Source organism: Thermodesulfobacteriota bacterium, from assembly GCA_030583865.1.
Classification (GTDB): Bacteria; Desulfobacterota; GWC2-55-46; order GWC2-55-46; family GWC2-55-46; genus UBA5799.
This window is the reverse complement of the sequence record CP129479.1, coordinates 1402230-1426538: the sequence shown is the minus strand read 5'-3', so window position 1 is coordinate 1426538 and position 24309 is coordinate 1402230. Positions and strand designations below refer to the sequence as shown.

Below are 24309 nucleotides of genomic sequence, written 5' to 3'. Positions count from 1 at the left end.
GAAAAGAACAATAGAAGGGAAGGACGATGCAGGCAAAAAAGACCAGGTTTGTAATTATCGGGCTCATCGGATTACTTTTAATCCTGTCGCTCTCGCTCCTTAACATCTATACCGAGTGGCTCTTTTTCAAGGAGACCGGGTACACCGGGATATTCACGAAAACGCTCTCCGCGAAGATAGCCATGGGCGCGGCCTTCGGGCTTTTCTTCCTCGCCTTTGCGACGGTCAATACTATAATAGCAAACCGGGCAAGCTTCAGGCCCATGAAGCTACACCTGGTCGACAACCTCGCGCTCCAGGTGCAGGGACTCGAGGGCATCGTAAGGACGGCTGCCCTGGTCGCCGGGGCCGTTTTCGCCTTTTTCGCGGCGCAGTGGGGGGCGCTGAGATGGGATGAGTTCCTTATCTTCATGAACTCCGTCCATATGGACCTGGCGGACCCGATACTCGGCAAGGACATAGGCTTCTACCTTTTCAGGCTCCCGTTCATAGAGTCGCTCAAGGGGTTTGCCGGGTTCACGCTCGTCATGACCTTCCTTATCGTGGGGGTGAACTACTTCCTGAGGGGCGGCCTCGTCCTCTCCAACGCGGGCTTTTATATAGACAGGAAGGTGAGGGCGCATTTCGGGGTGCTCGGCGGCCTTTTCCTCCTGCTGGCCGCCTTCGGATTCTACATTGATACCTTCAACCTCCTCCTTACGAAGGACGGCGCCGTTTTCGGCGCCGGCTATACCGACGTAAATACGCGGCTACTCTTCTACAGGATACTCATAGCGGTCACTCCCATAGCGGCGGTCGTGTTCGGAGTTTCCATGCTCCGGGGCGCCTTGAAGGCGGCCCTGGTCTCGGCGGGCGTGGTCGGCGTAGTCTATTTCGGCGGGCTCGTGCTCTATCCCGGGTTCGTCCAGAAGTTCAAGGTAGAGCCGAACGAGCTTGTGCTCGAGACCCCGTATTTAGAGCACAATATAAAGTTCACGCGCATGGGCTATGACCTCGACAGCATAGAGGTGATACCGTTCGACGTCGGATACAATCTGACGTCCGGGAATATCGAGGCGAACGACGCGACCATCAAGAACATCAGGCTGTGGGACCACGTGCCGCTCCTACGGACCTACAGCCAGCTCCAGCAGATAAGGACGTACTACAAGTTCGCGGACGTGGACAACGACAGGTACACGATAAACGGCGACTATATGCAGGTCATGCTCTCGCCGAGGGAGCTCTCCTACGCTGACCTCCCGAGCAGGTCCTGGATAAACGAGAAGCTCACGTTCACGCACGGCTACGGCCTGGCCCTCGGGCCCGTAAGCAGGATAACGCGCGAGGGGCTCCCGGAGCTTATGGTCCGGGACATACCGCCCGTGAGCTACGGCAATCTCGCCGTTACGAGGCCGGAGATCTATTACGGGGAGCTCTCGAGCGACTACGTTGTCGTCAATACAAAGGTCCAGGAGTTCAGCTACCCTACTACCGAAGGCAACGTCTACACGTCCTACGCGGGAGAGGGCGGCGTAAGGCTCGATTCGCTCTTGAAGAGGGCGCTCTTCGCGCTCAGGTTCAAGACCGAGAAGATACTCCTTTCCTCTGACATAAAGCCGGAGAGCAGGATACTCTACTACAGGAACGTGCTCGAAAGGGTACGGACGATAGCGCCGTTCCTCATATTCGACAAGGACCCGTACCTCGTCATCTCCGATTCCGGCAGGCTCGTGTGGATGGTCGACGCGTACACCACTTCAAGGAGGTTCCCTTATTCGACGCCAGTCGACGGGAGGACGAACTACATAAGGAACTCGGTAAAGACAGTGGTCGACGCGTACGACGGCACGGTGAAGTTCTACGTAAGCGACCCCGCGGACCCGGTCCTCAGGGTCTTCTCCGGGATATTCGAGGGCGTATTCGAGCCGCTCGAAGCCATGCCCGACGACCTTGAGAGGCACATAAGGTATCCGCAGGGGCTCCTGAGCGTGCAGGCGCATATCTATTCCTCTTACCACATGACCGACCCGCAGGTCTTCTACAACAAGGAGAACCTCTGGGAGATACCGGTCTTCTCCGAAAGGACGATGGAGCCCTATTACACCATAATGAAGCTCCCCGGGGAGGACAAGGAGGAATACATACTGCTCCTCCCGTACACCCCCGCAAAGAGGGACAACCTCGCGGCCTGGCTCGCGGCCAGGTGCGACGTGCCCAACTACGGGAAGCTCGTTGTCTATACCTTCCCGAGGGACAGGCTCATATACGGGCCCAAGCAGATAGACGCGAGGATAAACCAGGATTCGTACATATCCCAGCAGCTGACGCTTTGGGGGCAGAGGGGCTCGCAGGTCATAAGGGGGAGCCTCCTCGTGATCCCTATTGAGAATTCGCTCCTCTACGTCCAGCCGCTTTATCTCGCTGCGGTCGACAAGGCCGGGCTTCCGGAGCTCCGGAGGGTAATAGTCGCCTACGAGAACGAGGTCGTGATGGAGGAGAACCTGGAGCTTGCGCTCGAGCGCCTCTTTGGCGGCAGAAAAGCCGCCCGGACGCGCGCCGCCGGGGCCGCCGCTCCAGCTGCCAAGCCGGACGAGACCGGGACCACGGAGTTGGCCCGGGAGGCGATGCGCACCTTCGAGCGGGCGCTCGACAAGCAGCGGAGGGGCGACTGGGCCGGGTATGGCGAGGAGATTGAAAGACTAGAAGAGATATTGAAGAGGATCGCGAGATAGATGCGGATGCTCTCTGAGGTCGTCGGGCTTGCGAGAATGGCCGGGAGTTCTGTCATGGACGTCTACTCCCGTCCTTTTTCCGTGAAGTACAAGGAGGATTCGTCTCCGCTGACAGAGGCCGATAGCTCATCTCACCGTGTAATAGCCGACGGCCTTCCGGCGATCGCCCCGGGCGTGCCCGTGATATCGGAGGAGGGTGAGGGCGTGCCGTTCGAGGCAAGGCGCGGATTTGAGAGGTTCTGGCTCGTGGACCCGCTCGACGGCACAAAGGAGTTCATAAGAAGAAACGGGGAGTTCACGGTCAACATAGCCCTTATCGAGGACGGCGCGCCTGTCATGGGAGTGGTATACGCGCCGGCTTGCGGGCTTCTGTACTATGCCGAGAAGGGCGGAGGCGCTTTCAGGGAAAAGGCGGGCGGGCCGCCTGAAAGGATCCGCTCCGGGCTCCCGGGAGCCGGGGTGCGCGCGGTCGTAAGCAGGTCGCACCCGGACGCCCATGTGGAGGCGTTCCTAAGGGGCTATGATGTGTCGAGCCGGGTGGAGGCGGGGAGCTCTCTCAAATTCTGCATCGTGGCCGAAGGCAGGGCAGACCTCTATCCGAGGTTCGGCGAGACATGGGAATGGGACACCGCCGCGGGGCACGCCGTCGCTGCCGAGGCAGGGGCGGCGGTTACGCTGCCGGACGGGAGTCCCTTGCTTTACAACAAGGAGAGCCTCAAGAACCCCGGGTTCATAGTAGCTTCCGCTGGCCTCCGTGTGAAACCGTATCAGCCTGCCCAAATAAGCTCTTGACAATTTTAATGACTATGATAATTATAATCATGTCATCGGAACCAGTACGGCATTTTTGATGCCTTTCCGGTCCCACCGATAGAAATAAACATTAAAAGCAGGGCGTTTTCTTCACGCGGGAGTAGCTCAGTTGGTAGAGCGCAACCTTGCCAAGGTTGAGGTCGCGGGTTCGAGACCCGTCTCCCGCTCCATTTCATTTGTACCTCCCGATCGATCCTCCCAAGGTGCGTGGGTTATGCAGCCTGAAAGCAAAATGGATATCCTCAAGTCGTACATCGAGGCAAAGGGGCTCAAGTCCACGTCCCAGAGGGACTTCATCGCCGATACCTTTTTCAGGACCAACACCCACATCTCCCTCGACGAGCTGCTGAAGAAGGTAAAAAGGAAGACCCCGAACATCGGCTATGCCACCGTGTACAGGACCATGAAGCTCCTTACCGAGTGCGGCCTCGCCATATCAAGGCAGTTCGGGGACGGGCAGACAAGATACGAGAACCTGCCCGAGGACGGCCACCACGACCACATCATCTGCATCAAATGCTCCCGGATAGCCGAGTTCCACAACCAGAAGATAGAGCAGCTGCAGGCCGAGACCGCAAAGAAGCTCGGGTTCACCGTCGTAAACCACAAGCTTGAGCTCTACGGCTACTGCCCTGACTGCGCCTGAACGGCCTCTGATATACGGGCCGCATGCCACGCTGATTTCCCCCTGCTATGCCCGCCGTCAAGATTTAGCTTGCATGTGAAATTGGATATTATTATCATCTAAGCCATGCGTCATGGCAGCGAGAAGGGAATAGCCCAGGCCCAGGCCGGAGGGTCGCTTGTGCTCGTCGGCAACCCTAATGTGGGTAAGAGCGTCATCTTCGGCGCGCTCACCGGCAGGTACGCCACGGTCTCAAACTACCCGGGCACCTCTGTGGAGATATCCAGGGGGGTTGCGCGCTTCGGCTCAAAAAAGCTCGCCATTATCGACAGCCCCGGCGTGAACAGCCTCGTACCCATGTCCGAGGACGAGCTCGTGACAAGGGACATTCTGATGACCGGGGAGGTGTCGTCCGCCCTCCAGGTCATGGACTCCAAGAACCTCCGGAGGAGCCTACTCGTAACTCTCCAGCTGATGGAGATGGGCCTTCCCGTCACGCTCGCCCTGAACATGTACGACGAGGCCGGGGAGCGGGGCATCACCATAGACACGGCCGCGCTTGCCTCCACTCTCGGCTTGAAGGTCATCCCCACCATTGCCACCCAGCGGTGGAACCTCGACAAGCTCGAGGCGGCGTTCCATAACCGCGAGAAGCCGGCGGCTTCCCCGGTTAAATACCCGCGCCACATAGAGGAGGGCATAAGGGCTATCGAGCCGCTTCTGCCCAGGTCGAGCATATCGGCGCGGTCGATAGCCATAATGCTCCTTTCCGGGGACGGGACGCTGAAGCCCTGGCTCTCGAAGGCCGCGTTCGGCCCCGACGAGATGAGGAGGGTGGAGGAGATACGTGCGTCCGTCCAGGCGCGGTTCAAGGACCCTGTGGGCTATATCATCAACCGCGCAAGGCTGAAGGAAGTCGATTCGCTCGTCTCGAAGGTTGTGAAAACAGAGGCGAAGAGAAGGGGAAAGGCGTCGGCCTTCATAGGCTCGGTCACCATGCACCCTGTGTGGGGCATCCCCATCCTCCTGGCCGTGCTCTTCATCATGTACGAATTCGTGGGCGTCCTCGGCGCCGGAATAAGCGTCGATTACCTTGAGCAGGTCGTCTTCGGCGAGTTCGTAAACCCCTGGACCAGCCGCATGGTGGGCCGCGTCCTCACGCCCGGGAGCCTCATATACGACCTGCTGGTCGGTGAATTCGGTGTCGTGACCATGGCTTTTACCTACGCCATTGCCATTGTGCTCCCCATCGTCAGCTTCTTTTTCGTGTTCTTCAGCTTCCTCGAGGACTCGGGGTATCTGCCCAGGCTCGCGGTAATGGTGGACAGGGTCTTCAAGGGAATGGGGCTTAACGGAAAGGCTGTCCTGCCGATGGTCCTCGGCCTGGGGTGCGACACCATGGCCACCATGACTACCAGGATACTCGAGTCCCGGAAGGAACGGGTCATAGTGACGCTCCTCCTCGCCCTCGGCGTGCCGTGCTCGGCGCAGCTCGGGGTGATACTCGGCGCAGCTCGGGGTGATACTCGGCATGCTCGGCGCGGTTTCATTCGCGGCCATGGTCCTCTGGGCCGCGATAGTGATGCTCGTCCTTTTCATCGTCGGCCTCCTTGCGGCGAGGGTCCTTCCCGGGCAGCCCTCGGACTTCATACTCGAGATACCGCCGATGAGGATGCCACACATCTCGAATATCGTGCTTAAGACGCTCGTGCGCGTACAGTGGTACTTGAAAGAGGCGGTGCCGCTTTTCGTGATCGGGACGCTCGTGCTCTTCGCCCTCGACAGGCTCAATGCGCTGAATGCCATACAAGTCGCGGCCTCCCCGGTCATCGCGGGACTGCTGAGCCTGCCTGCCGAGGCGACCGAGGCATTCCTCATAGGCTTTTTAAGGAGGGATTACGGGGCTGCAGGCCTGCTCGCCCTGCAGAAGGACGGGATGCTCGACCCGGTCCAGGTCGTCGTAAGCCTCGTGACAATGACCCTTTTCGTCCCTTGCATAGCCAACCTCCTTATGATAGTCAAGGAGCGTGGGTTGAAGACGGCCGTCTGGATGTCCGTATTCATTTTCCCGTTCGCAATACTTGTCGGGACGGTCGTAAACATCGGGCTGAGGCTCTCAGGGGCCACGCTGGATTAGCAGGGCGTTGAAGAACTCAAAATCATATGCAGGCTGCTCAAAGCTCAAGATGCAAGGAGTCGCAAAATGAGGAATGAGGCGTACTTTTAAGGTACGCTGCAATGACGAATTTTGAGACGACGACGCAGATTGGGTTTTTTCAGCAGCCTGCCAGGTGGAAGAACATGGCAAATGACAAGGCAGTCGACGAGGTCCTCGAGTTCATATGGTCCCAGAGGGAGCTTGGCTCGAGCTCGGTTGAGCAGCTCATGGGGATCAAGGAGGTGGCCGAGGAGGCCGACACCGCCACCATCGAACGCATGATGATGGACGGGCTCGTTACCATTGCCGGAGACACCATCACGCTTACGCCTGCGGGTGAGAGGCTCGCGGAGGCCGCCATACGCCGCCACAGGCTCGCTGAAAGGCTCCTTACCGAAGTGCTGGCAATGGATGAGGAGAACCTCGAGCAGAACGCCTGCTCATTCGAGCACACCCTCTCGCCCGAGGTGACGGACTCCATCTGCACCCTCCTGGGGCACCCGCCGACCTGCCCCCACGGCCTCCCGATCCCCAGGGGCGCGTGCTGTAAAAAAACGAAGGACGAATTGAAGCCCATAGTGCAGCAGCTTAACGTCCTTGAAGTGGGCGACACCGGCAGGATCATATTCATCGCCTCCAACTCGCACGTAAGGCTTGACAAGCTCGGTTCCCTCGGCATCGTCCCGGGGAGCACCATAAGGGTGCACCAGAAAAGGCCCGCCTTCGTCATCCAGCTTGGCGAGACGACCCTTGCCCTCGACCCGGAGATAATAAAGGAGATATACGTAAGGAAGCTCGAGTAGCTTTACGGATTGAAGAGATGAGCTTAGCCACAAATAACCCTGCCGGAGACGGGGCTGCCGGAGCGCGCCAGTACATGGCGTGGTTGATAGTCATAGCCGTCTCTATCGTCTGCGCCTCCATAAGGATACACCTTCTCGATGTCCCGCTTGAGCGGGACGAGGGCGAATACGCTTACGCTGCGCAGCTCCTGCTTAACGGCATCCCCCCATACGAGCACATGCACACGATGAAGCTGCCTGGCGTTTTCGGAGCATACGCCATCTTCATGCTCGCTTTCGGTCAGAGCACCGAGGCCATCCATCTCGGTCTTACGCTTTTGAACGCGTTGACGTCCGTGCTAGTATTCCTCCTCGCCAGAAAGTTTTTGGAGCCGCTCCCGAGCGCTTTTTCCAGCGCCTTTTTCTCGATACTCTCCATGAACTCCGCTTTTCTCGGCCTTTCCGCAAATGCCGAGCATTTCGCCGTCCTCTTCATCGTCGCCGGCGCGCTCTTCCTTTTCAAAAGCATGGAGGCCGGCAAGGCGTTCTTTTTCTTCCTCTGCGGCCTTTTTTTCGGCGTTGCTTTCCTGATGAAGCAGCACGCGGTCTTTTTCATGGGGCTGCCCGTCGTATACCTGTCAGCCTTTTTGCTGCGTACCCACGCATACCCCTTCGGCAAGAGATTATCCCGAACATTTCTCTTCGTCGCCGGAGCTGGCCTGCCATTCGGCCTGACCTGCCTGGTCTTCATGCTGTGGGGGGTTTTCGATAAGTTCTTCTTCTGGACTTTTTCATATGCTTCCAAGTACGTTTCGTTAATAAGCCTCTCCGACGGCCTTTCGAACCTGGGAGATGCCTTCTCTCTTATGAAGGACTCCGCATTGCCACTGCTGGCCATTGCCGGAGCGGGACTGTTCTTTCCGCCTCATGGAGAGAGCGCGCGCTCCGCGCGCATCTTTTTCTGGTCCTTCCTCGTTATTTCAGCCATCTCGATATTGCCGGGTCTTTATTTCAGGTCGCATTATTTCATACTCGTACTTCCGGCAGCCGCTCTCTTTTTCGGAGCGGCGGTCTCGCGCGTGAAGGGAGTTCTGGAAAGATACGGGTTAAGGCGCGCCGGATGGGCCCTGGCGTGCGTTTTCCTCCTCGTCCTGGCGTATCCGCTGTACAAGGAGAGGACCTTGCTCTTTTTTTCGTCGCCCGATGAGATATCGAGGATTATTTACGGCGCAAACCCTTTCCCGGAATCCGTAGGGATAGCCAGATATATAAGAGAGAATTCGGGTCCGGATGACAGGGTAGCAGTCCTTGGCTCCGAGCCGCAGATATATTTCCTCTCGAACAGGCTTTCAGCAACAGGGTATATCTACATGTATCCGATCGTAGAGGGTCACGCTTATTCGAGTACGATGGAAATGGAGTTAAGGAATGACATCGCGGAAGGCAAGCCGCTCTTTCTCGTCTACGTCAATATACCGGTCTCCTGGGGGATTACCAATGAGAGTATGCCTAAAATAGCAGACTGGTTTTCAAGGTTCGATCTCAGCGGCTACAGCCTTGAGGGTGTAGTCGAGATAAAGCGGGGCGGGCCGCAGTACTACTGGAGCAGGTTTACGAACGTGGACTATTCCGCCAAAGATTTCCAGGGCCAGGCGGTATACGTGCTGAAAAGAATTTCCTGACCGTCCTGTATTCTTTCAAGCCCGCCATGCCCAGGCTTCGGCTATTTCAATGAATATCGCCTTAAGTTCCCTTGTGACCTCCCAGCCCGGGTAGTGCGCCTTTGCCTTCGACAGGTCCGAGATGTAGCAGATATGGTCGCCTGAGCGGTTCTCCTCGGAATATTCCCATTCCATCGGTATACCTGAAATCGACTCCACGAGGCTGAAGGCTTCGAGTATGGATACGGAATTCCCCCTCCCGCCGCCCAGGTTATAGACCTCGGCTGCTCTCGGAGCCCCGAGGAACCGCATGATGAACCCGACCACGTCCTCCGAGTGGATATTGTCGCGGACCTGCTTCCCCTTATACCCGTAGACCTTGTATTTTTTTCTCTCCAGATTGCACTTGACGAGATAGCTCAGAAACCCGTGGAGCTCCACACCGGAGTGGTTTGGGCCGGTAAGGCACCCGCCCCTCAAACAGGCCGTCGGCATCCCGAAGTACCTGCCGTACTCCTGCACCATCAGGTCGGCGGCGGCCTTGGACGCGCCGAATAGCGAGTGCTTCGACCGGTCTATCCTCATGCCTTCCGGGATGCCGTTTTCGAACGCCGGGTCCGCGTAGTCGTATCTCGCTTCCTTCTCCACAAGGGGCAGCTCATTGGGGGCGTCACCGTAGACCTTGTTGGTCGAGAGGTGTACGAAAGGGGATTCGGGGCAGGCGAGCCTTGCCGCCTCGAGTAGGTTGAGAGTCCCTCCGGCGTTCACGTCGAAGTCGTCAAACGGCCTTGACGCCGCCAGGTCATGGCTCGGCTGGGCCGCGGCATGGACTATGGCGGAGGGCCTGATGTCGCCAATCGCCTTAATCATCGCTTGCCTGTCCCTTATGTCAGCCTCGATGTGCCTGAACCGCGGGTATCGCTCCTCAAGCCTTGCCCGGTTCCAGCGCGTGTCCCCGGCAGGGCCGAAAAAATCGGCCCTCATGTTGTTGTCTATGCCGGCCACGTCCCAGCCCTCCTCGGAGAAGCGCTCGACGACCGCGCTCCCGATAAGGCCGCTCGAACCTGTAACCAGGAGTTTCTTTTTCATTATGCATGACCCTTGGATCTCGAAATCATGTCCTTTGCATGATATTTGTCTATATTGAAAAGGTTAGCAGAACTTGCCGCATGCGCAATCGGGCCGTGTAGGGCCGCGCCTGCGGGAACGGTTTTAAAAACCCTACCAAAACCCCTTGAAATATGGTAATCTTTCCTCCCTATGCACCACGCCAATTTCGTACACCTCCACCTTCATACCCAGTACAGTCTCCTTGACGGAGCCATAAGGCCAGAGGCCCTCATAGCGCTCGCAAAGGAGCAGAGGATGCCCGCGGTCGCGGTCACGGACCACGGCAACCTCTTCGGGGCCGTCGAGTTCTACCAGAAGGCCATGCAGAAGGGCGTAAAGCCCATAATCGGCTGCGAGCTCTATGTCGCGCCCGGGAGCCGCCTTGAGAAGACGGCCATAAAGGGCGAGTATGCCTTCCATCTGGTATTGCTGGTCAAGAACCTCAAGGGCTACCAGAACCTCTGCAAGCTCCTCTCCAGGGCATACATCGAAGGTTTCTATTACAAGCCGAGGGTGGACAAGGAGCTTCTCCGTGAGCATAGCGAGGGGCTCATAGCCCTGAGCGCCTGCCTGCACGGCGAGGTCGCCTATAACATCTCCATAGGCCAGAAGGAGGCCGCTGAAAAGGCGGCCTCGGAATACAAGGCCATGTTCCCGGACAGGCGCTTTTACCTGGAGATACAGCATAACGGGATAGACGAGCAGGAGAGGGTGAACCGCGAGCTTATTGCGCTCGGTAAAAAGCTCGAGATACCGCTCGTCGCGACGAACGACTGCCATTACCTGAGGAAAGAGGACTCCAGGGTCCATGACGTCCTCCTATGCATACAGACCGGCACCACCGTGAACGCGCCGAACCGGATGCGCTTCTCTACCGACGAGTTCTATGTGAAGTCCCCGGAGGAGATGAACGAGGCATTCAAGGACACGCCAGAGGCCATCGCGAACACTATCGAGATAGCCGAGCGGTGCAACTTCGAGCTCACGCTCGGGAAGAACCACCTGCCCGAGTTCCCGGTGCCCGAGGGCGAGACGCTCGATTCGATGATAGACGCGAGGGCCAGGGCAGGGCTTGAAAAGAGGCTGGACGCCATGCGGAAGCTGGGCGCCGACGTGGAGCCCGTCAAATGGCAGTATTACGACCGCCTTGAGAAGGAGCTAAAGGTCATAAAGGGCATGGGCTTCCCGGGCTACTTCCTCATAGTCACCGACTTCATCGACTACGCGAAGAGCAGGGACATACCGGTCGGCCCGGGCAGGGGCTCGGCGGCAGGGAGCCTTGTCGCGTGGTCGCTCGGAATAACCAACCTCGACCCCATAAAATACAACCTGCTCTTCGAGAGGTTCCTCAACCCGGACAGGATATCTCTCCCCGATATCGACATCGACTTCTGCTTCGAAAGAAGGGACGAGGTCATAAAGTACGTAACCGAGAAGTACGGGGCGGACAAGGTCACCCAGATAATAACCTTCGGCCAGATGAAGGCCAAGGCCTGCATAAGGGACGTTGGAAGGGCACTTGACATGCCCTACGGCGACGTGGACAAGATCGCCAAGCTCGTCCCGAACACCCTGAACATCACCATACAGGAGGCGGTATCGCAGGAGCCGCGGCTCAAGGAGCTATATGAGAAGGACCCGAAGATAAAGGACCTCCTTGATACGGCCGTCGCCCTTGAGGGCCTCCCGCGCCACGCCTCGACCCACGCCGCGGGCGTTGTCATATCGAACAGGCCGCTTGACGAGTACATGCCCCTCTACAAGCAGCAGAAGGACGACTCGGTAACGACGCAGTTCACGATGAAGGACGTCGAGAAGGTCGGTCTGGTTAAGTTCGACTTCCTGGGCCTCAAGACCCTTACCGTCATAGACAAGACCATAAAGCTCGTGAAATCCAACAGGGGCGTGGACATCGACATCGAAAACCTGCCCCTCGGCGATTCAAAGACCTACGAGCTCGTGGCAAGCGGAAATTCCAACGGCATCTTCCAGCTTGAAAGCTCCGGCATGAAGGAGCTTCTGAGGAAGTTGAAGCCCACGACCTTCGAGGACATGGTCGCCGCGGTCGCCCTCTACAGGCCGGGCCCGCTTCAGAGCGGCATGGTCGACGACTTCATCAACAGGAAGCACAAGAGGACGGCAATCGTCTACGAGGTGCCGGAACTAAAGGGCATACTCGAGAACACCTACGGCGTCATGGTCTACCAGGAGCAGGTCATGGAGATAGCCAAGGTGCTCGCCGGCTACACGCCGGGGGACGCGGACGTCCTCCGGAAAGCCATGGGCAAGAAGCTCCCGGAAGAGATGCTCGACCAGAGGAAGAAGTTCCTCGACGGCTCGATCAAAAAGAAGATAGACCAGAAGAAGGCCGAGAAGATTTTCGACCTCATGGCCAAGTTCGCGGGCTACGGCTTCAACAAGAGCCACAGCGCGGCCTACGCCCTCATAGCCTACCAGACGGCGTATCTCAAGGCCCATTACACGGTCGAGTTCATGGCCGCGCTCCTGGGCTCTGACATGGGCAATACCGACCAGGTCGTGAAATACATAAACGAGTGCAAGGAAATCGGTATAGCCGTGGCCCCGCCCGACCTGAACGAGAGCTCGATGGAGTTCACGGTCTCAGGCAGCAGGATAAGGTTCGGCCTCGCGGCGATAAAGAACGTCGGCGCGTCCGCGATTGAAGAGATAATGAGGGTCAGGGAGGATGAGAAGTTCACGTCTTTCATCGATTTCCTCTCCAGGGTCGATTCGAGGAAGGTGAACAAGAAAGTGGTCGAGAGCCTCATAAAATGCGGCGCCTTCGACTTTACCGGCGAGAAGAGGGCCGCTCTCGCGGCAGGGCTCGACTCCGCGATGGACGCGGCGCAGTCGATGCAGCGCGACAGGGAGCAGGGGCAGTCGTCACTTTTCGACGCGATGGGCGGCGGCGCGCCCTCTCCGGCAAGGGCGGCGCCAGGCTCGACTAACATGGAAGAGTGGGGGAACAAGGAGCTCCTTGCCTACGAAAAGGAGACCCTGGGCTTTTTCTTCTCGTCGCACCCGCTCGCCGGGTACAGGCGCGAGCTCGCCCTCTACGCCCTGCCCATAGAGACCCTTTCCGAGAAAAACAACGAGGACGAGGTCACGGTCGGCGGCATAATAGCCGAGATGAAGGAGATAACGACAAAGAAGGGCGACCGCATGGCGTTCGCCCGGATAGAGGACCTTACCGGCTCGGTCGAGACGGTCATATTCTCGGACCTCTACAGGAAATCGAAAGAGGTCATCTCAGGCGGCTCACCCCTCATCGTGACGGGCAGGCTCGACAAGGAAGAGGACGAGATGAAGCTCATAGCCTCGGATATCTCCTCCATCGAGGACGCGACGGCAATGGAGAAGAAATTGAAGGCCAGGAACACGCACATACACGCGCCCGCGGACGTTTTGTCCGGAGAGAAGCTCAACGGGCTTAAGAAGATAATACAGGAGAACCCCGGCACCTCGCAGGTCATACTCCACCTCGTGTACGCGGACAACGGAGAGGTGATAATCGGGGTGAACGAGCAGTTGAAACTGAGCCCGCTCGGCCCCGCCATTTCGAGGATAAAGGAACTTATAGACGGGGCCGAGGTAAAAATAATATAGTAGCGCGGAAAGGAGACTGGGCCAAGACCATGTACAGGCACTGGCTTGAATTTGAAAAGCCCGTTGAGGAGCTCGAAAAGAAGATAGACGAGCTCAGGGCCTTCGAGGCTTCCGGCAACGCCCGCTCGTCCGAGGACATAGCCAAGCTCGAAAAGAAGACCAAGGCCCTGTTAAAGGAGCTGTACGGCAAGCTCTCGCCGCAGCAGATAACGCAGGTGGCGAGGCACCCTTACAGGCCGTATACGCTCGACTACATCCAGAACGTCTTCGAGGACTTCATCGAGCTCCACGGCGACAGGACCTTCAGGGACGACCCGGCCATAGCCGGCGGCCTCGCGCGGCTCGATGGCGAGGCCGTGGTGGTGCTGGGCCAGCAGAAGGGGCGGAACACAAAGGAAAAGGTCCACAGGAACTTCGGCATGCCGAACCCAGAGGGCTACAGGAAGGCGAAAAGGCTTTTTGAGCTCGCCGAGAGGTTCAATCTGCCGGTATTCACCTTCATCGACACTCCCGGCGCATACCCCGGGATCGGCGCCGAGGAAAGGGGGCAGTCCGAGGCGATAGCGACGAACCTGATGGTCATGTCCAGGCTCAAGGTGCCTGTCATTGCGACGGTCATCGGCGAGGGCGGGAGCGGCGGCGCGCTCGCCATAGGGGTGGCAGACAGGGTGAACATGATGGAGTTCGCGACATATTCCGTCATATCCCCGGAGGGCTGCGCAGCCATACTCTGGAAGGACGGGGCAAAGGCGGACCTGGCTGCAAAGGCCCTCAAGATCGACGCCGGGGAGCTATTGAAGCTCGGAGTCATCGACAAGGTCGTGAAAGAGCCTGTAGGAGGCGCGCACAGGGACCCGGCAGCCGCGTTCAAAAGCCTCAAATCTGCCATATTGCCGCAGCTGAAGGAGCTTAAGGAGATGGACGCGGGGTCGCTCGTGGAGGCGAGATACCGGAAATTCCGCTCAATGGGCTTCTTCGCTGAGCCTAAAAAATGACGGCTGGCTGGTCGGCGGCAGGGCCGATCAGAGCGCGGTGGAAAAATAAATAATATTTGATTTTTTGCAGGGAATACATTACGCTATCCTCTTAAAATTCAGGAATTTCAAATATATATGCCTGTAACCAAAAGCATAAAGGAACTTAGGGACGAAATAGACGCCGTAGACCTCGAAATACTCGCGCTTCTTAACAGGAGAGCGGGTTTTGTCATCGAGGTCGGCAAGCTCAAGGAGCGCGAGGGCAAAGACTTCTACGTGCCTGAAAGGGAGCAGGAAGTCCTCAGAAAGCTCATGGAAAGGAACACCGGCCCTCTCCCAGAACAGGCCATAAAGAACGTATTCAGGGAGATAATGAGCGCGTCCCTCTCGCTTGAGAAGCCGCTCAGGGTGGCCTTCCTCGGGCCTGTCGCCACCTTCACGCACCAGGCCTGCATACAGCACTTCGGCCTCTCCGGCGAGTTCATCCCGAAAAAGGACATAGCCGACGTCTTCGAGGACGTGGAAAAGGGAAGGGCAGTCTTCGGGGTCGTGCCCATCGAGAACTCGACCGAGGGTGTAGTAAGCCACACCCTCGACATGTTCGTGGGCTCCAACCTCAAGATATACGCGGAAGTGATGCTCGAGATTTCCCTTGCGCTCCTCAATAAATCCGGGAAGATATCCGACATAGCCAAGATATGCTCTCACCCGCACGCGATAGCGCAGTGCAAGAACTGGGTCAAGGGTAATCTCCCGAACGCCCTGGTCTTCGACGTCTCATCGACCGCGCTTGCGGCCAAGATGGCCGCGGAGGACCCTTCGACCGCGGCAGTGGCGTCCATCGCCGCCGCAAGCCTCTACGACCTCCGTGTAATAGAAAAGAACATCGAGGACAGCCCGAACAACTTCACCCGCTTCCTCGTAATAGGCAAAAATTTCGCAAGGAAGACCGGGCGGGACAAGACATCCATCATGTTCGCCATAAAAGACGCGCCAGGGGCCCTCTACACGATGCTAAAGCCTTTCGCGTCAAGAGGCATTAATCTCACGAAGATCGAGTCCCGGCCCCTCAAGACAAAGGCCTGGGAATACGTCTTCTTCGTGGACCTCGACGGCCACATATCCGACGAGCCGGTGAGGGACGCCATAGCCGAGCTCGAGAAGTCGTGCTCGTTCCTTAAAACGCTCGGCTCGTACCCGAAATCGCAGCTGTCGTGAACGCCAGAAAATAAAACGGAGGCCACTGCTGAGCTCTTTAACCGACATGCGGAAACTCAACTTACAGGTCCCTCGGAACATAAGCTCGCTCGTCCCGTATCCTCCGGGCAAGCCCATTGAGGAGCTCGAGCGCGAACTGGGCATAAAGGGCTCGATAAAGCTCGCCTCTAACGAGAACCCGCTCGGCCCTTCAAAAAAGGCGATCGAGGCGGCTGCCGGGGCGCTTGCCGGGCTCCACAGGTACCCGGACGGCTCCTGCTATTACCTCAAGGAAAAACTCTCGTCCATGCTCGGCGTATCCGGCGAGATGATGACCTTCGGGAACGGCTCGAACGAGATAATCGAGCTTCTTATCCGCGCTTTCCTGAGGCCCGGCGACGAGGCCGTCATGGGAGAGCCCTCTTTCGCGGTCTACCCCATAGCCATAAAAGCCGCGGGGGGAGTGGCAAGGCCTGTGCCGCTTAAGGAGATGAGGCACGACCTCAAGGCGATGGCCGCCGCCATAACGAATAAAACGAGGCTCGTCTTCATCGCGAACCCGAATAACCCCACAGGGACGATGGTCACCGGCGCAGAGTTCGCCGAGTTCATGGGGAAAGTGCCCGATGGCGTAATCGTCTGCGTCGACGAGGCCTATTACGAGTTCGTGATGGGCAAGGACTTCCCTGACACGCTCTCATACATAAACGAAGGGCGCGCCGTCGTGATGCTCCGCACCTTCTCCAAGATATACGGCCTTGCGGGCCTCAGGATTGGCTACGGGGTCGCGCACCCGGAGCTGATCGGATTCATGGACAGGGTGCGCCAGCCCTTCAACGTAAACACGCTGGCGCAGGTCGCCGCCATCGCCGCGCTCGACGACCGCGAGCACCTCGAAAAAACGAGGGAGAATAACGCGCTGGGGCTCCGGCTCCTCATGGGCGAGCTCCGGGGCATGGGCTACGAATGCGTTGACACCGAGGCTAACTTCTTCCTCGTTAAGGTCGGCGACGGGAAGGGCGTCTATGAGTCGCTTTTAAGGAAGGGCGTCATCGTGAGGCCGATGGCAAGCTACGGCATGCCTGAATACATACGGATAACAGTGGGCCTTCCCGAGGAGAACATGAGATTTCTTGGTGCGTTCAGGGAAGCAGTCCGCCGTTAGGCGCATAAATGCATGGGGGAATTCGCTATGATAATCGTTCTTAAGAAAGACGCTGCAGAGGACACCGTCGAGCACGTGGTCGAGAAGATAAAGGGGGCCGGCCTCTCGGTCCACATATCAAAGGGCAAGGAGAGGACCATTATAGGCGCCATAGGCGACGAGGCGCTCCTTGCCGGCATCTCCCTCGAGGCCCTTCCCGGGGTCGAGAGCGTGATGCCGATATTGAAGCCCTACAAGCTCGTAAGCCGCGAGTTCAGCAAGGAAGGCACGGTCATAGACGTAAGCGGCGTGAAGATAGGCGATACGGAGCTCCAGGTCATTGCCGGACCGTGCAGCGTCGAGAGCATAGACTCCATAGTGAACTGCGCAACCGCGGTCCAGGCCGCGGGCGCCAGGATACTCAGGGGCGGCGCCTTCAAGCCCAGGACGTCGCCGTACGACTTCCAGGGACTGGGCGCGGACGGCTTGAAGCTCCTGGCCGAGGCCAAGAAGAAGACCGGGCTTCCCATAATAAGCGAGCTCATGGACCCGAGGGACACAGAGCTGCTCTGCGAATACGTGGACATAGTGCAGATAGGCGCGCGGAACATGCAGAACTTCCGGCTCCTCACAGAGGTGGGAAGGGCCAAGAAGCCCGTGCTACTCAAAAGGGGCCTTTCCGCTACGATAAAAGAGTTCCTCATGTCCGCCGAGTACATAGCCTCTCAGGGCAACACCCAGATAATACTCTGCGAGCGCGGCATAAGGACCTTCGAGACCTCGACAAGGAACACGCTGGACTTGAGCGCCGTTCCCGTATTGAAGGAGGAAACACACCTCCCGGTCTTCATAGACCCGAGCCACGGGGCCGGCAGGTGGGGGCTCGTGGCCCCGCTCGCCAAGGCGGCGGTCGCCGTCGGCGCCGACGGCCTCATGATAGAGGTCCACACCGACCCCGAGAACGCGCTCTGCGACGGCGCCCAGTCGCTTAAGCCCAGCAAGTTCGCCCTCCTCATGGACGACCTGAGAAAAGTAGCGGTCGCGGTGGGAAGGACACTCTAAGCTGAAGCGTAAGGGGCCGGCGCCCCAGCTTCCTTCCTTATAAAAATCTTAGAAGCCAAAGAGCGCCACGGAAGGCAAAGGCCTGATTTCGCCGGGCGCTCTTTGGATTTGCAGGGGTTCAATCATGGCTCTCCATTTTAAAAAGGTTGCCGTCATCGGCGTCGGGCTCATCGGCGGCTCCCTTGCCATGGTCTTGAGGCAAAAGGGCATAGCCTCCGAGATAGTCGGCATAGGGCGGGGCCTTAAGAACCTCGAGGCGGCCAAACGGCTCGGGGTAGTGGACTCGTTCACTACCGACCCCGTTGAAGGCGTAAGGGGCGCCGGGCTCGTGCTCGTCGCGGTCCCGGTATTGAAGATAGCAGAGACGGTCAGGAACGCGGCTCCGGGGCTCGAGGCCGGCTGCATAGTCACCGATGCGGGGAGCGTAAAGGGCGCCGTAATCAGGGAGGTCGCGCCCTTCATGCCGAAAGGCGTGCATTTCGTGCCAGGCCATCCCATAGCCGGGACAGAGCACTCCGGCGTCGAGGCCGCCTTCCCGGAACTGTATGCCGACAGGAGGTGCATCCTAACCCCCGTGCCTGAGACCGACAGGGAAGCCCTCGAGAAAGTAAAGGCCGTGTGGGAGGCGGCGGGCTCGACGGTAGTCGTCATGGACGCGCTCGTCCATGACATGATATTCGCCGCCGTAAGCCATCTCCCGCACATGATAGCCTACACGCTCGTGAACGCGGTCGCTGACATGGACGAAGCGTCCGGCGCGGACGTAATAAGCTACTCGGCGGGCGGGTTCAAGGACTTTACCAGGATAGCATCGAGCTCCCCGGAGATGTGGAGCGACATATGCGCCATGAACCGGGCGGAGATACTGAAGGCCATAGACGGCTTCACCGGCAGGCTCGCGACCCTGCGTGCCCTCATCGAGAAGGGCGACCAGAAGAACCTCAGGGCCGAGTTCGAGAGGGCCAAGGGGATCAGGGACTCCCTCGTAAAGGGCGCCTTGACAGGAGAAAAGGAGTGATACAGGCAAAGGACATATTCTCCGGGACCGAGCGAGCGCTCCCGGGCAGCGGCCTGAGGGGCGAGATATCGGTTCCAGGCGACAAGTCAATATCCCACAGGGCCGTCATACTCGGGTCCATAGCCGAAGGCTTGACCGAGATAGAGGGTTTCCTCGAGGGCGAGGACAACCTCTCGACCATCGAGGCCTTCCGGCTCATGGGCGTCAATATAGCGAGGGACGGCGGAAGGGTAAGCGTTACCGGCAGGGGGCTCGACGGCCTCTCGGAGCCCGATGACGTCATAAACGCCGGGAACTCGGGTACCACAACGAGGCTCATCCTGGGGCTGCTTGCGGGCAGGCCCTTCTTTTCAGCCATAACCGGCGACGCGTCGCTCAGGAAGCGGCCCATGAAGAGGGTAGTCGACCCGCTCCGCAAAATGGGCGCGTCGATTGCAGGCAGAAATGACGGCGGCCTTCTTCCTGTAGCCGTATCAGGCAGGAGGCTTAAGGGCATAGAATACAGGACGCCAGTCGCGAGCGCGCAGCTTAAGTCGGCGCTCCTCCTGGCCGGGCTTTCCGCAGACGGCGAGACCGTTATCGAAGAGCCGGAGAAGAGCCGCGACCATACCGAGAGGATGCTCGAGCTCTTCGGCGCTGACGTAAGGAGCTCCGGCAACGCTATTTCCCTCAAGTCGACAAACCGCCTTAAGGGGTGTAAAATAATTGTACCCGGGGACATCTCGTCAGCCGCATTCTTTCTGACAGGAGCAACTCTCGCGCCGGAATCGGAACTCCTTATCCGCCAGGTCGGCGTAAACCCCACCAGGGTCGGAATTATAGATATCCTCAGAAGGATGGGCGGCTCGATAGAGGTGGACGCCGGAAGCGTTGCATCCGGCGAGCCGGTGGGGAATATCCTTGTCAGGGGCTCGCGCCTCCGAGGAGTTGATATAACCGGGCCTGAACTCCTCCCCGCGATAGACGAGTTCCCGATATTGTGCGTTGCCGCGGCATTCGCGGACGGCACGACAAGGATAAGCGGCGCGGCAGAGCTCAGGGTCAAGGAGAGCGACAGGATAGCCGCCATGTCCGAGTGCCTCTCGGCCATCGGCGTCCGTAATACCGAGACCGAAGACGGCATGATAATCGAGGGCACTGGCGGGAAGAGGGCCAGGGGAGGCTCGATAAAGAGCAGGGGGGACCACCGGATAGCGATGGCAATGGCTATAGCCGCCCTCATGACGGAGGAGGGCGTGAATATCGAGGGGGCCGGGAGCGTGGACGTCTCCTTCCCGGGATTCTTCGGGCTCCTCGGAAAGACGAGGGTCGGATGAAGAGGGGGCCGGTCATAGCCATAGACGGCCCGGGCGGGGTCGGGAAGACGACTGTATCGAAGAAGGTCGCCGAGAAGCTCGGCTTTACTTACGTCAATACCGGCGCCATGTACCGGGCGTTCGCGCTCGCGGCAAAGGAGTCGTGGGTCGACCTTTCGAGCGACGCGGTCTTGAAGGAATTCTGCACCGGCATCGATTTCAGGTACGATGCCGGGAGCGGCAGGGTGGCGGTCGACGGGGTCGATTATACAGAGAGGCTCTGGACGCAGGAGGCTGGGGAGCTGGCCTCCAGGGTGTCAGTGAAAAAGTCGGTGCGCGAATTCCTTGTGGCCTTTCAGAGGGGCGTCGGCGAGGCTGGCCGGGTCGTAATGGAAGGAAGGGACATCGGCACCGCCGTATTCCCGGACGCGGACGTAAAGATATTCCTCGACGCCTCCCCTGAGATACGGGCAGAGAGGCGCCGCCTCGAACTCGTCGAAAAAGGCGCTAAAGCAACAGGGGAAGTCGGAAGGGAACTCGAGGAGAGGGACAGGCGCGACACCGAACGTGCGGTCTCGCCCCTCAAGATGGCTGACGATGCCGTAATGGTCGATACCGGCGCAATGGGCATTGAAGAGGTCGTGAAACAGGTCGTAAGCATAATAAATGAAAGGTTGAAGGTTGGAGATACTCGTAGCTAAATCGTCGGGTTTCTGCTTCGGCGTAAAGAGGGCCATAAACATGGCCGGCAAATGCGCCTCTGACGAGAAAAAGGGGGACGGCATACATACGCTGGGCCCGATAATCCACAACCCCCAGGTCGTAAAGATGCTGGAAGAGTCCAGGGTCTATGCGAAAAACGACCTTTCGGAGATAGGCTCGGGGACTGTCATCATAAGGTCCCACGGCGTGACCTTCGAGGAATACAGGGAGGCGAGGGAAAAGGGGCTCGATATCGTTGACGCAACCTGCCCCTTTGTCAAGACCGCCCAGGAGCTGGTCTCCCGCCTTACCGAAGAAGGCTATCAGGTCATCGTGGCCGGTGAAAAGGACCATCCTGAGGTCAAGGGGCTCATGAGCTACGGCGACAACAAGGTGCGGGTCGTAAGCGGCATAGCCGAGCTCGTGGAAATGCCGAGGGTTTCAAAGCTCGGCATAGTCGCGCAGACGACGCTCCGGATGGAAAAGCTTGAAGAGATTGTCAGTTTTTGTTTACACAAGGCTTCGGAACTGAAGGTGTTCAACACCATATGTAACGCCACCTCGACCAGGCAGACCGAAAGCGCCGCGCTCGCCAGGGAGGTAGACGTCATGGTGGTCGTGGGCGGAAAGAACAGCGCCAATACGAGGAGGCTTGCCGAGGTCTGCAGGGCCATACGGCCCGAGACCTATCATATCGAGACGGCTTCCGAATTGTGCCCCGAATGGTTCGATGGAAAACGGCGCGCAGGGGTCACTTCCGGGGCCTCGACCCCCGAGTGGCTGATAGAGGCGGTGGTTTTGCGCATGAAGGAGATTTCTTCGAAATGATTTGCACTTTGAAACGCTGTATGATATGGTTTTTATTCAAAGAATAAGAACGGGGGAGGATCGGCATCTAAATGATAGGGAGAGAGGAAAAATCCCGCGCGGGTGATACTTCCAGGTCGGATTTCGAGGAGCTTTTCGAAAGCCGGCTCAAGGAGCTCCAGGAAGGTGACATCGCCAAGGGCAGGGTCGTCCAGATAACCCAGGACTCGGTCATGATAGACATCGGGTACAAGTCCGAGGGGCAGGTGCCGCTGCGGGAGTTCCTTGACAAGGACGGGCAGCCCACCATCAAGGTCGGGGACGAGGTCGCCGTGCTTATCGAAAGGCGCGAGGACGAGAACGGCATCGTCCGCCTCTCCAAGGCAAAAGCCGATCATTTCAAGGTCTGGGACAGGATAGTCGAGGCCTGCGAAAAGAGCGAGCCCATGGAAGGCACCATCTCCCAGCGGATAAAAGGCGGCTTTTACGCGGACATAGAAGGGGTTACGGCGTTTCTGCCGGGCTCACAGGTAGACCTTAAGCCTGTAAGGAACCCGGACAAGCTCATAGGCCAGAGGTTCAAGTTCAGGATACTCAAATATAACAGGCGCAAAAACAACGTCATCGTCTCAAGGAGGGTGCTCCTGGAAGAGGAGAGGGAGGTCCTCCGGAAGACCACCCTAGAGACCCTTGCCGAGGGCGCGACCGTGGAGGGGACCGTAAAGAACATTACCGATTACGGCGCATTCATCGACCTCGGAGGCATAGACGGGCTCGTGCACCTTACGGACCTGTCCTGGGGCAAGGTCACCCACCCTTCGCAGCTCCTGAAGATCGGCGACACCGTTAAGGTGATGGTCTTGAAGTTCAACAGGGAGGAGAACAAGATATCCCTCGGCATGAAGCAGACGGTCGAGGATCCCTGGATAAAGGCGGGGGAGAAGTTCACGCCCGGCACCCGGACCACCGGGACCGTCGTCAACATCACCGACTACGGCGCCTTCGTAGAGCTCGAGCCGGGGCTCGAGGGCCTGGTGCACATCTCCGAGATGTCATGGACCAAGCTCAAGCACCCCTCCCAGAAGGTCAAGGTAGGGGACAGGGTCGAGGTGGAAGTGATCGACCTGGACCCCGCGAGCAAACGGATATCCCTCGGAATGAAGCAGACCGAGTCCAACCCGTGGATAGAGGCCGAGGGGCGCTATCCCAAGGGCTCCAGGGTCTCGGGTGTCGTCAAGAACATAACCGACTTCGGCGTTTTCATCGGCATAGAGGAGGGCATCGACGGCCTCGTCCATATATCGGACCTCTCCTGGAAAAAGGTGAAGCACCCCTCGGAGCTATTCAGGAAGGGGCAGGAGGTCGAGGCAGTGGTGCTCAACATAGACGCCGCCAACAGAAGGTTCTCCCTCTCGACCAAGCTGCTTGAGAAAAACCCCTGGCAGGGCGTTGAGGAGCGCTACAAGCCTGGCATGATCGTGGACGGCAAAGTGACGAGTGTGGCCGACTTCGGCGCCTTCGTCGAGCTCGAGGCCGGGCTCGAAGGGCTGGTGCACGTATCGGAATTGAGCCGCGGCAAAAAGCGCGGCGCGGACATAAAGGAGGGCGACATCGTCGAGGTCGAGGTCCTTAACGTGGACCCCGAGGACAACAAGATCGGCCTCTCCGTCAGGGAGGTAAAAAGCCAGGCCGAGCCTGCGGGTGACGGTAACCCCTGATGCACGGGCGCAGAGGGGAGTTCCTGAGGAACCTCCTTGCGGCCTTCGGGGCCGTTTTCATAGCCATAATACTCGTCTCCATAGCCGTGGGCGTCATCGCCGGACGCGGCATCGGCGCTGACAAGGTGGCGGTAGTGGAGCTCGAGGGGATAATCGCAGAGCCGAACGATTTCACCCGCGAGCTACGCGAGCTCGGGGAGAGGGCGGACATAAAGGCCGTGGTGCTCCGCATAGATTCGCCTGGCGGCGCGGTGGGGCCCTCGCAGGAGATACACAGGGAAATAGAGCGGCTAAGGGAAAAGAAGACGGTAGTCGCCTCGATGGGGACGATCGCCGCCTCGGGCGGGTACTACGCGGCGGTGGCGGCGCATAAAATCGTGGCCAACCCCGGCACCATAACGGGCTCGATAGGCGTCATAATAGAATTTTTCAACGTGCAGGAGCTCCTTGGGAAGCTCGGTCTCAAGGGGTATGTGGTCAAGAGCGGCAGGTTCAAGGACGTAGGCTCGCCGCTCCGCGAGATGGACGAGGAGGAAAGAGAGCTCCTCCAGTCGGTCATAGACGACGTGAACAGCCAGTTCGTAGAGGCCGTTGCCGAAGGCAGGGGGCTTCCGCCGGAGGCCGTAAAGAGGCTTGCCGACGGCAGGATATTCTCGGGCGCGCAGGCCAAGGCAGAGGGGCTGGTTGACGAGCTCGGGGGCCTCCATGACGCTATTGAACTCGGCGCACGCCTTGCGGGGATCGAAGGCGAGCCCGAGGTGATATATCCGAGGAAGAAGAACGTAGGCTTCTGGAAGGCGTTGATGGGGGACGCCTCGGTGGACAAACTCACCGAGCTCCTCTCGGGCCTTAGGTTGATGTATCTGATGCCAAATCCAGCCAGGTAAAAGGAGGCAGAA

General features: G+C 58.6%; 19 protein-coding genes and 1 tRNA gene. 19 read left to right on the top strand and 1 reads right to left on the bottom strand.

Annotated features, from left to right (window positions below; all coding sequences use genetic code 11):
* Positions 1 to 26 precede the first annotated feature (26 nt).
* The 8 genes from QY316_06740 (at position 27) to QY316_06705 (ending at position 8774) form a co-directional block, all read left to right on the top strand.
* Positions 27 to 2714: a UPF0182 family protein gene (locus QY316_06740; GenBank protein ID WKZ31621.1), complete on the top strand. Its 2688-nt coding sequence runs from the start codon at positions 27 to 29 to the stop codon at positions 2712 to 2714.
* Positions 2715 to 3506, top strand: a complete 792-nt coding sequence (gene cysQ / locus QY316_06735; protein WKZ31620.1) for a 3'(2'),5'-bisphosphate nucleotidase CysQ — start codon at positions 2715 to 2717, stop codon at positions 3504 to 3506.
* Between the two features lie 115 nt (positions 3507 to 3621).
* Positions 3622 to 3697: transfer RNA gene (locus QY316_06730), tRNA-Gly, on the top strand.
* Between the two features lie 62 nt (positions 3698 to 3759).
* Positions 3760 to 4173: a Fur family transcriptional regulator gene (locus QY316_06725; protein ID WKZ31619.1), complete on the top strand. Its 414-nt coding sequence runs from the start codon at positions 3760 to 3762 to the stop codon at positions 4171 to 4173.
* 105 nt (positions 4174 to 4278) lie between these two features.
* A complete protein-coding gene (locus QY316_06720) occupies positions 4279 to 5853 on the top strand; it encodes a ferrous iron transporter B (GenBank protein ID WKZ31618.1) in 1575 nt (524 codons plus the stop codon).
* Entirely contained in the window at positions 5825 to 6289 is a 465-nt protein-coding gene (locus QY316_06715) for a nucleoside recognition domain-containing protein (protein WKZ31617.1), read from the top strand. Before QY316_06720 ends, QY316_06715 begins: the two co-directional genes overlap by 29 nt.
* A 164-nt stretch (positions 6290 to 6453) precedes the next feature.
* The gene (locus QY316_06710; GenBank protein WKZ31616.1) at positions 6454 to 7113 is read left to right on the top strand and encodes an iron dependent repressor, metal binding and dimerization domain protein; all 660 of its coding nucleotides are present in this window, start codon (positions 6454 to 6456) and stop codon (positions 7111 to 7113) included.
* A 17-nt stretch (positions 7114 to 7130) separates the two neighbouring features.
* The gene (locus QY316_06705) at positions 7131 to 8774 is read left to right on the top strand and encodes a glycosyltransferase family 39 protein (GenBank protein WKZ31615.1); all 1644 of its coding nucleotides are present in this window, start codon (positions 7131 to 7133) and stop codon (positions 8772 to 8774) included.
* Between the two features lie 15 nt (positions 8775 to 8789).
* On the opposite strand, the gene QY316_06700 is transcribed toward QY316_06705, so the two are convergent.
* Positions 8790 to 9842 carry an NAD-dependent epimerase/dehydratase family protein gene (locus QY316_06700; GenBank protein ID WKZ31614.1) on the bottom strand — a complete coding sequence of 351 codons (1053 nt, stop codon included), beginning with the start codon at positions 9840 to 9842 and terminating at the stop codon, positions 8790 to 8792.
* Between the two features lie 171 nt (positions 9843 to 10013).
* Here QY316_06700 and QY316_06695 point away from each other — a divergent pair, with 171 nt between their 5' ends.
* From QY316_06695 to sppA, 11 genes are all read left to right on the top strand, one after another.
* Positions 10014 to 13490 (top strand): DNA polymerase III subunit alpha, encoded by a 3477-nt coding sequence (locus tag QY316_06695; GenBank protein WKZ31613.1) that lies wholly within the window; start codon positions 10014 to 10016, stop codon positions 13488 to 13490.
* 29 nt (positions 13491 to 13519) lie between these two features.
* Complete coding sequence (locus QY316_06690) at positions 13520 to 14485, top strand: acetyl-CoA carboxylase carboxyltransferase subunit alpha (protein WKZ31612.1); 966 nt, start codon at positions 13520 to 13522, stop codon at positions 14483 to 14485.
* A gap of 117 nt (positions 14486 to 14602) precedes the next feature.
* Positions 14603 to 15685, top strand: a complete 1083-nt coding sequence (gene pheA / locus QY316_06685; GenBank protein WKZ31611.1) for a prephenate dehydratase — start codon at positions 14603 to 14605, stop codon at positions 15683 to 15685.
* A gap of 46 nt (positions 15686 to 15731) precedes the next feature.
* The gene (gene hisC, locus QY316_06680) at positions 15732 to 16829 is read left to right on the top strand and encodes a histidinol-phosphate transaminase (protein ID WKZ31610.1); all 1098 of its coding nucleotides are present in this window, start codon (positions 15732 to 15734) and stop codon (positions 16827 to 16829) included.
* A 27-nt stretch (positions 16830 to 16856) separates the two neighbouring features.
* Positions 16857 to 17870 (top strand): 3-deoxy-7-phosphoheptulonate synthase, encoded by a 1014-nt coding sequence (aroF, locus tag QY316_06675; GenBank protein ID WKZ31609.1) that lies wholly within the window; start codon positions 16857 to 16859, stop codon positions 17868 to 17870.
* A 124-nt stretch (positions 17871 to 17994) separates the two neighbouring features.
* Complete coding sequence (locus tag QY316_06670; protein ID WKZ31608.1) at positions 17995 to 18888, top strand: prephenate dehydrogenase/arogenate dehydrogenase family protein; 894 nt, start codon at positions 17995 to 17997, stop codon at positions 18886 to 18888.
* Complete coding sequence (gene aroA / locus QY316_06665) at positions 18885 to 20204, top strand: 3-phosphoshikimate 1-carboxyvinyltransferase (GenBank protein ID WKZ31607.1); 1320 nt, start codon at positions 18885 to 18887, stop codon at positions 20202 to 20204. The genes QY316_06670 and aroA overlap by 4 nt, the downstream gene beginning before the upstream one ends.
* Positions 20201 to 20884 (top strand): (d)CMP kinase, encoded by a 684-nt coding sequence (gene cmk, locus QY316_06660; protein ID WKZ31606.1) that lies wholly within the window; start codon positions 20201 to 20203, stop codon positions 20882 to 20884. The genes aroA and cmk overlap by 4 nt, the downstream gene beginning before the upstream one ends.
* Positions 20865 to 21713, top strand: a complete 849-nt coding sequence (ispH, locus tag QY316_06655; GenBank protein ID WKZ31605.1) for a 4-hydroxy-3-methylbut-2-enyl diphosphate reductase — start codon at positions 20865 to 20867, stop codon at positions 21711 to 21713. Before cmk ends, ispH begins: the two co-directional genes overlap by 20 nt.
* A gap of 71 nt (positions 21714 to 21784) precedes the next feature.
* Positions 21785 to 23410, top strand: a complete 1626-nt coding sequence (locus QY316_06650) for a 30S ribosomal protein S1 (protein ID WKZ31604.1) — start codon at positions 21785 to 21787, stop codon at positions 23408 to 23410.
* Positions 23410 to 24297 (top strand): signal peptide peptidase SppA, encoded by an 888-nt coding sequence (sppA, locus tag QY316_06645; protein ID WKZ31603.1) that lies wholly within the window; start codon positions 23410 to 23412, stop codon positions 24295 to 24297. The genes QY316_06650 and sppA overlap by 1 nt, the downstream gene beginning before the upstream one ends.
* The last annotated feature ends 12 nt before the right edge of the window (positions 24298 to 24309 follow it).